Source organism: Bradyrhizobium sp. UFLA05-125, assembly GCF_059803515.1.
In genome coordinates this window covers 566,012-576,361 of sequence record NZ_JBANBJ010000001.1, presented here as the reverse complement: position 1 = coordinate 576,361, position 10,350 = coordinate 566,012, and the positions used below count along the sequence as shown (strand labels likewise).

At 62.2% G+C, this 10,350-nt stretch carries 13 protein-coding genes; 10 read left to right on the top strand and 3 right to left on the bottom strand.

Annotation, left to right across the window (positions count from 1 at the left end; translation table 11 throughout):
- Positions 1–336 precede the first annotated feature (336 nt).
- From SO156_RS02850 to SO156_RS02840, 3 genes are all read left to right on the top strand, one after another.
- Positions 337–1,839, top strand: a complete 1,503-nt coding sequence (locus tag SO156_RS02850; RefSeq protein ID WP_498533752.1) for a leucyl aminopeptidase — start codon at positions 337–339, stop codon at positions 1,837–1,839.
- Entirely contained in the window at positions 1,836–2,288 is a 453-nt protein-coding gene (locus tag SO156_RS02845; RefSeq protein ID WP_498533751.1) for a DNA polymerase III subunit chi, read from the top strand. The genes SO156_RS02850 and SO156_RS02845 overlap by 4 nt, the downstream gene beginning before the upstream one ends.
- Before the next feature lie 169 nt (positions 2,289–2,457).
- Complete coding sequence (locus SO156_RS02840) at positions 2,458–2,952, top strand: hypothetical protein (RefSeq protein ID WP_458151117.1); 495 nt, start codon at positions 2,458–2,460, stop codon at positions 2,950–2,952.
- A 171-nt stretch (positions 2,953–3,123) separates the two neighbouring features.
- Here SO156_RS02840 and SO156_RS02835 read toward each other — a convergent pair whose 3' ends face one another.
- Positions 3,124–3,492, bottom strand: a complete 369-nt coding sequence (locus SO156_RS02835; RefSeq protein WP_498533750.1) for an antibiotic biosynthesis monooxygenase family protein — start codon at positions 3,490–3,492, stop codon at positions 3,124–3,126.
- A 97-nt stretch (positions 3,493–3,589) separates the two neighbouring features.
- Between SO156_RS02835 and SO156_RS02830 the strand changes: the two genes are divergently transcribed.
- The 3 genes from SO156_RS02830 (at position 3,590) to SO156_RS02820 (ending at position 5,779) form a co-directional block, all read left to right on the top strand.
- Entirely contained in the window at positions 3,590–4,066 is a 477-nt protein-coding gene (locus SO156_RS02830; protein ID WP_498533749.1) for a MarR family winged helix-turn-helix transcriptional regulator, read from the top strand.
- A gap of 412 nt (positions 4,067–4,478) precedes the next feature.
- Positions 4,479–4,730, top strand: a complete 252-nt coding sequence (locus SO156_RS02825; RefSeq protein ID WP_498533748.1) for a hypothetical protein — start codon at positions 4,479–4,481, stop codon at positions 4,728–4,730.
- 62 nt (positions 4,731–4,792) lie between these two features.
- Positions 4,793–5,779 (top strand): amidohydrolase family protein, encoded by a 987-nt coding sequence (locus SO156_RS02820; RefSeq protein WP_498533747.1) that lies wholly within the window; start codon positions 4,793–4,795, stop codon positions 5,777–5,779.
- Here SO156_RS02820 and SO156_RS02815 read toward each other — a convergent pair.
- Positions 5,763–6,269 carry a winged helix-turn-helix transcriptional regulator gene (locus tag SO156_RS02815; protein ID WP_498533839.1) on the bottom strand — a complete coding sequence of 169 codons (507 nt, stop codon included), beginning with the start codon at positions 6,267–6,269 and terminating at the stop codon, positions 5,763–5,765. The genes SO156_RS02820 and SO156_RS02815 overlap by 17 nt on opposite strands.
- A gap of 114 nt (positions 6,270–6,383) precedes the next feature.
- On the opposite strand from SO156_RS02815, the gene SO156_RS02810 reads away from it, so the two are divergent.
- The 4 genes from SO156_RS02810 (at position 6,384) to SO156_RS02795 (ending at position 9,472) form a co-directional block, all read left to right on the top strand.
- Positions 6,384–6,992: a VOC family protein gene (locus SO156_RS02810; RefSeq protein WP_498533746.1), complete on the top strand. Its 609-nt coding sequence runs from the start codon at positions 6,384–6,386 to the stop codon at positions 6,990–6,992.
- 41 nt (positions 6,993–7,033) lie between these two features.
- Entirely contained in the window at positions 7,034–7,684 is a 651-nt protein-coding gene (locus SO156_RS02805; RefSeq protein ID WP_458150539.1) for a cysteine hydrolase family protein, read from the top strand.
- A gap of 35 nt (positions 7,685–7,719) precedes the next feature.
- Positions 7,720–9,054 (top strand): epoxide hydrolase family protein, encoded by a 1,335-nt coding sequence (locus SO156_RS02800; RefSeq protein ID WP_498533838.1) that lies wholly within the window; start codon positions 7,720–7,722, stop codon positions 9,052–9,054.
- 106 nt (positions 9,055–9,160) lie between these two features.
- On the top strand, positions 9,161–9,472 hold the full coding sequence (locus tag SO156_RS02795) for a putative quinol monooxygenase (RefSeq protein ID WP_498533745.1): 312 nt from the start codon (positions 9,161–9,163) through the stop codon (positions 9,470–9,472).
- A 75-nt stretch (positions 9,473–9,547) separates the two neighbouring features.
- Here the strand turns inward: SO156_RS02795 and SO156_RS02790 are convergent, their stop codons facing one another.
- Positions 9,548–10,306, bottom strand: a complete 759-nt coding sequence (locus tag SO156_RS02790; RefSeq protein WP_458150542.1) for a sulfite exporter TauE/SafE family protein — start codon at positions 10,304–10,306, stop codon at positions 9,548–9,550.
- Positions 10,307–10,350 lie beyond the last annotated feature (44 nt).

Below are 10,350 nucleotides of genomic sequence, written 5' to 3'. Positions count from 1 at the left end.
GCTACCGCACGATCCCCACCAGGCCCCTTCTGGGTCCCAAATTCCGGACATCCCGACCCATCCCCAAAGGGATCCCCAAGGATCGTTCTGCCACGTCTTTCACCACTTCACACTCTCACTACCATCCCTTTGATCCGTCAACAAAATGGCTGCCCCGTGGCACCCTCATCATATGGCTAATATTTCCTTCTTGTGGCCCGCCGGCCACGGGCGGCGCTTGGCATGCGAGGCGCGGACAGGTCATAGTGCGCCCCGGAGCAGTGAATCGTCATTCAGCCGGTACCCGGAGCGGTGCCCAAGGGGTGGCAAAAGTCTCGTCTTTTGGAGGAGTTATCCATGTCCGACGCCGTTAAGGTCGGCTTTGTCCCGTTTTCCGCCATCCCGCGCGACACGCTGGTGGCGTTTTGCGACGACGGCCTGCGATTCGGCCCAGCGACCGCCAAGGCGCTCGGATCGGCAGCGGACATGGTCAAGCGGGCCGCCGAGGCGAGTCAGTTCAAGGGCAAGACGGGCGCGGCGCTCGACATCCTGGCTCCCGAGGGGCTGAAGGCGAGCCGCCTGATTGTGATCGGGGCTGGCAAGGCTCCGGCCCTGAAGCTCAACGATTTTCTGAAGTTCGGTGGCGTGACGGCCGGCAAGCTGAAGGCTGGCGCAAGCGCCGTAACCATCATGGCCGAACTGCCTGACGGCGCCATGACAGCGGAGCAGGCGGTCGCGATCGGCGCGGGCCTGCGGCTGCGCGCCTATAAATTCGATCGCTACAAGACGAAGAAGAAGGATGGCGAGGAGGGCGGTGCCTTGCGTGCCGACGTCGCGTTCGCCGTCGCTGACTTGGCTGCGGCGAAAAAGGCCTTCGCGCCGGCGGGCCATGTGGTAGACGGCGTGCTGATAGCGCGCGATCTCGTCAACGAGCCGCCGAACGTGCTGTACCCCGAGGAGTTCGCGCGGCGTGCGAGCCAGCTCCGCAAGCTCGGTGTCAAGGTCGAGGTTCTCGACGTCAAGGCGATGCACAAGCTCGGCATGGGCGCGCTGCTCGGCGTCGGGCAAGGCTCGGCACGGCCGAGCCGCACCGTGATCATGCGCTGGGACGGCGGCAAGAAGGGAGAGGCGCCGGTCGCCTTCGTCGGCAAGGGCGTCTGCTTCGATACCGGCGGCATCTCGATCAAGCCGGCCGGCAGCATGGAGGACATGAAGGGCGACATGGGGGGAGCGGCCTGCGTCGTCGGCCTGATGCACGCGCTCGCGGCGCGCAAGGCAAAGGTCAACGCGGTCGGTGCCATCGGTCTGGTCGAGAACATGCCCGACGGCAACGCGCAGCGTCCCGGCGACATCGTCACCTCGATGTCGGGCCAGACCATCGAGATCATCAACACCGACGCCGAAGGGCGTCTCGTGCTGGCCGACGTACTCTGGTACGTCGCGAAGAGGGTGAAGCCGAAATTCATGGTGGATCTCGCAACGCTCACCGGCGCGATCATGGTCGCGCTCGGCACCGAGCATGCCGGCATGTTCTCCAATAATGACGAGCTCGCCGAACGTCTCCTGACGGCCGGCGTCGAGAGCGGCGAAAAAGTCTGGCGCATGCCGCTCGGTCCCGAATACGACAAGCTGATCGATTCCCAGTTCGCCGACATGAAGAACACCGGTGGCCGCCATGGCGGCTCGATCACCGCGGCGCAGTTCCTCCAGCGTTTCGTCGACGGCACGCCCTGGGCGCATCTCGACATCGCGGGCACCGCCATGGGTGCGCCGAAGACCGACATCAACCAGAGCTGGGGCTCCGGCTATGGCGTTCGCCTCCTGGACCGCCTGGTCGCCGACCACTACGAGCGCAAATGACCGAAGTGCTGTTCTACCATCTGCAAAACATGACGGTGGAGAACGTGTTACCGCCGCTGCTCGAGAAATCGCTCGAGCGCGGCTGGCGCGTCGTGGTGCAGTCGACCTCGGAGGAACGCGCCGATGCGCTCGACGCGCATCTATGGACCTATCGCGACGATTCCTTCCTGCCGCACGCGACATGGCGGGTCGGTGACGCCGCGGAGCAGCCGGTCGTGCTGGCGGTCGAGGAGGGCAATCCCAACGGCGCCAATGTCCGCTTCCTGATCGACAACGCCGCACTGCCTCAGGATTCGGAGGGCTATGAGCGCGTGGTGCTCCTGTTCAACGGCGACGATCCTGACGCGCTTGCGCTTGCGCGCAGCGCCTGGACGGATTGCAAGACTCGCGGATTTGATGTCACGTATTGGCAGGCCGACGAGCGCGGCCGGTGGCAGCGGCGCAACTAGCGATTGGCCGTCGAATTAATGATAATTTGCGGCTTTGGGGGTAATGCTGGCCTCCGTCACGGTCGTGCCGCAAAGTGATGTTGGGACAATCGTTTAGGGCTGGTCCTTAACGCGGGGATTTGAGTTTATCGTGCAACATCAAAAGCTTCCTCCGACGCTTCTGCTGGCGTTGTGCGCCCTTGCGCCGCTGATCGCGGGCTGCTCCAGCGCGTCCGATATGATGTCGAGGGATGCCGAATGGTTCAATAAGCCGGCCCGGCTCTTCATCAAGAACATCTCGATCGAATCGCCGCCGCTGACTCCCGACAAGCCGGTGACGGCGGAAGATCTGGTCAGCGCTGACGGTGCCTGTCCAGGCATGGCGCCTGCGGGCGCGCCGGTTGATGCCAATGCCTCGACCACGGCGCCCGCTCCGTCGGGCGGAACGGTCGCGCTCGGCCATACCGAATGCGACGTGGTCCGCGGCATCGGTGCGCCGAGCAACGTCAATCTCTCCAATGATGCCGGCGGCAGGCGCGTGGCCGTGATCACCTGGGCGAGCGGTCCGCGTGCCGGCATCTACACCTTCACCGCAGGCCGCCTGTCGTCGATCGAGGGCGGCCCCGAGCCGGCGCCGATGCCGAAGGCAGCCAAGCCGAAGCCTAAGAAGAAGGCGGCGACCTGAGCGAGGGTTCGTGTTGCGGGCGCGGCGCCGCCTGATGCGACGCTATCGTGGACTCGTAGAACTTCCGCCTCTGCTGCCGGATCGACGTGTTGCGATCGTGGCGCTGCAGCGTTACGAGATGCTCGTGAGTCGTATTGACGATCTCCTCCCGCAAATGGGTTGCCGGGCGAGCTACGCGAGGCAGATGCCGGGGACCGCGACCTTCTGGAACAGGTGCGGAGACGCAACGGCAGAAGAGGGATAGGCCGAAATCTTCGATCTGAACTCAGGGTGCGTGAAGGCAGCCCGGAAATGGTCAGTCGACTCCCAGACGGCGTAGTTCAGATAGGTCGGGCTTTCGCCGATCGCGCGGTGAAGCTGCGTAGCGATGAAACCCGGCTGCCGCTTCATGAAGGCAGCATCGTCTTGCCAGACCCGGAGGAATGTTTCCTCATCGGCTTTGTCGAGCGTGAACAGATTCACGAGCACGACAGGGCTCGTATCGATGCCGAGCTGACGTTCGATCGGAAACGCGGGGTCCAATGGGCGTAGGTGGGACATGAAGGCCTCCGTTATGTTGGTTGCATGATGTCAATGTGGTATTATATCTAGAATGCCGATTTGACATTATGATGTCAATAAAGATTTATGGTGACGGATGCTGAAATCCCAACGAACGACTGCCGGCGATGCCCTGAGCAACCTCATGCTTGACCTGTTCCGGCTGAATAGCCTGGTCCTGACTGCAGGTGACCGGTTGGTTGCCAGGCTCGGGCTCACGAGTGCCCGCTGGCAGATTCTCGGCGCCATCGTGCACGCAGAGCGAGCGCAGCCGGTCGCATGGCTCGCCCGCGACCTCGGTGCCAATCGGCAAAACGTGCAGCGGATCGTCAACGACCTTCACGCGGAGGGGCTCTTGGCGTTCGAGGTCAACCCCCATCACCGGCGCGCGCAACTTGTGGTCCTGACTGACAAGGGAAGGCGCACTTTCGACGCCGCGATGGCTTTGCAGGCCCCGTGGATCAACGACCTTTCGGAAGGACTTTCGGTGAAGGACCTGCAGACGGTTCACCGCTTCATCACGGCATTGCGCAACAAGCTCGAGAGCAATGACGAAACTGAAGATCGGATGTAGTGGCGGCGCCAGTGTCTTTGCGCTCTCCATCCTGACGCTGATTAAGCCCGCTGATCGAGAATGAGATCGGCGAGCAGGAGCCGCCGATCCGTTCAACGATCATCGATCGGACTTTTTGCCGTTCGCTTGGCCGTAAGCCGGCTTGTTGTCAGGCTCAAACGCGCACGCGCTGACTGTGATACCGATCAGGATCAGCAGCGTTGCGGTCGTCCAAAATTTCATCTGCTCAGCCCCAGAGTATCGACGGGTCATTCCCTGAAAAACACGGATCTTTGACGTCGCGGGCTGGGATGGGGTTCAACGCTGCGCTTGACCCCAGGCTACCAGAATCACGCAGAAAAATTACGGTGCACTCAATTGAGGCGCCGCGCTTTAAGCGGGAAAGCCGGGATTGCCGACATGATGAACCAGGATGGAGTTTGAGGAGACGAATGCCCGGAAGCGAAGGCATTTCGACGTGAAATGGTTGAAGCGATACGTAGTTGGCTGCCTGATCGCGGTGTTCGTCTTCGCCGCCATAGATGGATATAATCGGCCGGACGGGGATATGCGCGTCGGCGCGATCCTCATGGCGGCTGCTGGTTGGCCCGTAGTCGTGGCCATTATCGTGGGAAGCACCATCGGCGGAATGATGCATGGGATGAACCAAGAGAAGGCAGGATGAGTGTGGGGTGGCGTAAAGGCGCTATGAAAACGTTCTCTCGATGGCGCTCGTGATCGCGTGACATGACGTCGTTTCAAGAGGCGCTGACGACCGGCGATTTGGAAGCGCTCCGGTCATTTCCGAAGAGCGACTTGCACAACCATGCTTTTGGTGGCGGCAATCGAGCATGGATCGCTCGCATGACGGGACACGACGTCGCGCCGCTCGACAGGCCGCTCGGTTCGATGGCTGAAATGCATCAATGGGTCAGCGGGCATATCGGTCCGCTGTTCGACGGTCCGAGGGGCCGCCTGACGGCCTTCGAGGCGACGCTCGTCCAGGCGCAATATGATGGCGTTTCGCGGCTGGAGATCGGTGAGGACGTCTGGGCTATCACTTTGTTCGACGGGTGCGCAGAAAAGCTGACCCGCGAGCTTATCGGCATCCATGCGCGCGTGGCTCCTGAGATCGAATGGATTCCGCAACTCGGGATGTCTCGACATTGCAGCGTAGCGAGCTTGATCAAATGGCTCGAGCCATTCCTGGAGCTCGGCGTCTACAAAACGATTGATCTGTCGGGAGACGAACTCGCTCAGCCTATCGAAGCGTTCAAGCCTCTTTACCGCATGGCCAAGGAAAGAGGTCTAAGACTGAAGGCGCATGTTGGGGAATGGGGCGACGCTGACTCGGTGTGGCGCGCGGTTGAGCAGCTTGAGCTTGATGAAGTCCAACATGGCATTGCAGCGGCAAATTCTGCTCAAGTCATGCGTTTCCTTGCGGACAACAAGATTCGCCTGAATATCTGCCCGACATCGAACGTCATGCTTGGAAGGGTCGAGTCGCTGGCTGCTCATCCGATCCGAACGTTGTTTGACGCTGGCGTTCTCGTCTCGATCAACACCGATGATGTGCTGGTCTTTGGCCAAGGCGTTTCGGAAGAGTTCTGGAACCTGTTCGACGCAAAACTTTTCGACGCGGATGAGCTGGAGGCGATCCGCCTGGCGGGCCTCACCGATCCGGCACCGCAACGCCCTCGCACGGGTACTGGAATATCTAGCGGTTCGCCTTGAAAGCTTCCCACCGTGCCTCGCGCTCTCGTTGGTATTTGAGAGCCCGCTCGGCGACCAGATCCTCGCGATGAAGTGGTTTGCCGCAGGATTCGCAGGCCGGACCTAGGCCCGCCGGCTTGCCACAGGTGAGGTGCGTATAGTTCACTGCGCGGGTTTCCTTCGGCGACTTGCACCAGGTCTCTCCCCAGGCGCGTAACGCCAGGATCACGGGATAGAAGGCCTCGCCTTTCTTCGTGAGTTGATACTCGTGGCGTAGCGGCCGCTTGTTGTAGACACGCCGCTTCACCAGCCCGTCCACCTCCAGCTTCTTCAGTCGCGCCGCAATCATTTGCGGTGTTGCACCCGTCTGCGCCTGGATCTCCTCGAAGCGGTGCATCCGCATGAACAGCTCCCGTAGGATCAACACCGTCCAGCGATCGCCTACGACTGTCGCGGCGCGTGCCACGGGGCAGAGTGTTTGGTCAGCAGTGTTGTCATTCATCGTCTTCATCACGTTTTCTTCATCGCGCTTGTGCCTATGACTTTCATAGCAAATATGGGGCGAGGTCGGTTCAAATACAACGGGCGGCCATTGGCGCCCGGTTCGTCAACGAAGGAGCGAACCATGGCCACCGCAAGCAAGGACGCGAAACCGGGCAAGGTCGACATGAAGCTGGAAGTCACGGTCATTCCCGTTTCAGACGTCGACCGCGCCAAGCGCTTCTATGAAAATCTGGGTTGGAGGCTCGACGCCGATTTCGTCAGGGCGGACGGATCTCGGGCTGTGCAATTCACGCCTCCGGGCTCGCCGGCCTCGATCCATCTCGGCACCGGACCGGCGCTACCCCGCTTTCTCATCGTGAACGACATCGAGGTGGCCCGCGCCGAACTGATCGCTCGCGGCATCGACGTGAGCGAAGTGTTTCACCGTGGACCGCAAGGTCGCATCCCGGGTCCCGATCCGGATCGCCCCAGCTACGGCTCGTTGACGACGTTCAACGATCCGGACGGAAATGTCTGGCTGCTCCAGCAGGTCACGCAGCGGCTGGCGGGTCGCGTCAGCGAAGATCGCACGACATTTGCCTCGCCAGCCGATCTCGCCGCAGCCCTCCGTCGCGCAGCCGTCGCTCATGGCGAACATGAGAAGCGGGCAGGCGCCCCCGATGCGAACTGGCCGGACTGGTACGCCGAGTACGTCATGCGGGAGCAGACCGGCCAAAAGCTGCCTGACTGAACCCGATGCAACCGGCCGCAGGGCGGCCCGAGGAGGCGACAGTGACCGAGACCGTCTATCCACGCGGGAGAACCGCTCTGCTTTTCGTCGATCCCTACAATGATTTCTTGTCCGAGGGCGGCAAGGTGTACCCGCGCATCAAGCCGATCGCCGATGAGGTTGGGCTTCTCGACAACCTTCGCCGGCTGGATGGCGCCGTACGTGCGGCAGGCGTTCAGGTCGTCATCGTCCCGCACCGACGGTGGGAGCCGGGCGACTATGAGGCCTGGGATCATCCCAATCCGAGTCAGCGGTCGATCATGCATCGCCACAGCTTCGCGCGCGGGGAGTGGGGTGGCGAATGGCATCCCGACTTTGCGCCGAAGCCAGGAGACCTCGTCGCTCATGAGCACTGGGGACAAAGCGGCTTCGCTAACACCGATCTCGACTTGTTGCTGAAGCAGAAGGGCATCACGCACGTGATCGTAGTCGGGCTGCTCGCCAATACCTGCATCGAGTCCACCGCTCGCTACGCCATGGAGCTCGGTTATCACGTCACGCTGGTGCGCGACGCTACGGCCGCTTTTACCCACGACATGATGCATGCCGCGCACGAACTGAACGGTCCGACCTACGCCCATTCGATCCTGACAACCACCGAAGCGATCGCGGCTTTGCCGGCCGCGTCCCATAGTGAGGAGATCGTCAAGTGACCACGCAATCTCGGAAGCCAATTGCAATCGCCGCAGTGCAGCCAAACCGTGAGACTATCGATCATGAGAGGCGTAAGCTGCTCGTCGGAGCTGCCGCTGGACTTGCCGCTGCAGGCGCCGTCAACCTGTTTGCGATACGTCCGGCGCCGGCCGCAACCAACGACGAGATCCGTCCGTTCCACGTCGACATTCCCGAAGCCGATCTCGTCGACCTGCGCCGTCGCCTTGCGGCGACCCGGTGGCCCGAGAAGGAGACGGTCGCCGACGACTCCCAGGGCGTGCCGCTCGCTATGCTGCAGGACCTCGTCCGCTACTGGCAAACCGATTACGACTGGCGGAAGGTCGAGGCGCGGCTCAATGCCCTGCCGCAATTCATCACCGAGATCGACGGACTCGACATCCACTTCATTCACGTCCGCTCGAGGCACGAAAACGCGTTGCCGATGATCGTGACGCATGGCTGGCCTGGCTCGGTCATCGAGCAGATGAAGATCATCGATCCCTTGACCGATCCGACCGCGCATGGCGGCTCCGTGGAGGACGCTTTCCATCTGGTGATCCCTTCGATGCCGGGCTACGGGTTCTCCGGCAAGCCGACCGCGACCGGCTGGGATCCGCAGCGCATCGCGCGCACCTGGGTCGTGCTGATGAAGCGGCTCGGCTACAAGAAGTTCGTCGCGCAGGGCGGTGACTGGGGCTCGCCCGTCTCCAATGAAATGGCAAAGCTGGGAGCGCCGGAATTGCTCGGCATCCACGTCAACCTGCCCGGCGTCGTTCCGCCCGAGATCTTCAAGGCGGTTGCAGCGGGCGATCCCGCTCCGGAGAATCTTGCTCCGGATGAGAAGCGCGCCTTCGACCAGCTCAGGATCCAATTCACGAAGCGGCGCGCCTACGCGCAGATCATGGGGACGCGTCCGCAAACGCTGGCAGCCTTGACGGATTCGCCGGCTGGCCTTGCAGCCTGGCTGCTCGACCACGGCGACGGCTTTGCCCAGCCGGCCTCGGCGATGCAATCGGCGGTGCTCGGGCGCGCCGTCAACGGGCACTCCGCGGGCGCGCTGACCCGCGACGACGTGCTCGACAACATCACGCTGTACTGGGTGACCAACACGGCGATTTCCTCTGCCCGGCTCTACTGGGAAAACAAGGCAAATCTCTATTTGCCTGCCAACGTCCCGATCCCGGCCGCCGTGACGGCATTTCCCGGTGAGAGCTTCGTGGCGCCCCGGAGTTGGGCCGAGAAGGCCTATCCCAAGCTGATCTACTTCCATCAGGCCGACGCCGGCGGTCATTTTGCGGCGTGGGAGCAGCCGGAGATCTTCAGCCGGGAGGTCCGCGACGCGTTCCGGCCTCTTCGCAAGGCAACTTGAAAACTTCGGAGCGCGTGGCGCGCGCACACACATCAGATCGAGCGAGCGGCGTTGCGACATTGAATCACCAACGCATCTCGCTCAGGCGCGAGGGAAGGAGATTGTCATGGTCAAGCTTGTGATTATGGGAAGTATCGAAGTCGCGCCGGGAAAGCGGGATCAGGTCGTCCCGCTGGTAATGGCCCATCGCGCGCGATGCCTCGAAGATGAACCCGGCATGCTGCAGTTCGAAGTGGTGCTGCCCCGCGACGACGCGTCGAGACTTCTGATCTATGAGGTCTACCAGGACGATGAGGCCTTTGAGGTGCACCGGAACGGAGCGTCCATAGCGCAAATGCGGCACGAGACTGCCGGTTTGGTCGTCAAGGTCGTTGCGACCAAGTGCACAGCCGTCGAGTCGTCCCAAGCACGGCTATGACAGCTTGACTTGCGCTCGCGCGACTTTAAGGCCCTGAGAACGGTCCTGTCGGGATACGGAACGTCCGCTCTCGATCTACGCGAGGTAACCGGACACTCCATCCCAGAGCAGCTTCAATGCCGTGACGACCAGCAATCCGTAGCAGGCCCGGTAGATTTGTTGCTGGTCCAGCTTCCCGTGGAGGCGCCAGCCAAGCCAGACGCCACTGGGAATGGCGAGCAGGCATGCTGCCATCACGATCCAGACGTTGCCGCTCGGCCTTACCAAGAGCAACCACGGCACCGCCTTGGTCGCGTTGCCAACTGTAAAGAAGAGGCTCGTCGTCCCGGCGTAGACTTCCTTGCTGAGGCCGAGCGGCAGCAGATACATCGCAAGCGGCGGACCGCCGGAATGCGCGACCATGGTGGTGACGCCCGAGGCGAGACCGGCAGCAACCGCCTTCGGCGACGAGCGCGGTTGCACCGTCACCTTCGATGCACTCAAAAGCCATAGGCCGACGAAGACCAAAGTGACGACCGCCATCACGATCGCGACGGCACGATGGTCCAATACCCGGAATAGCAGATAGCCTAGACCGATGCCCGTTACGAGGCCGGGCAGCAGAAGCGCGAGGTCCGGCTTCGACCAGGTCGAGGGTTTCCAGTAGCGGAGCGCGAACAGATCCATCGCGATGAACAGCGGCGCGAGCAGGCCTCCGGCCGTGACCGGGTCCATCACGAACGACAACAGCGGAATGCCCACGATGGAAAACCCGCCGCCGAACGCGCCTTTCATGAAGCAGATCAGGAACACGCCGGCAAACGCGATGAGGACTGTGGTGACCGTCAGATCCATGTGCTGGTCTCTATGAGAGTCGCGCCATCGGGCCACCGCCAAGC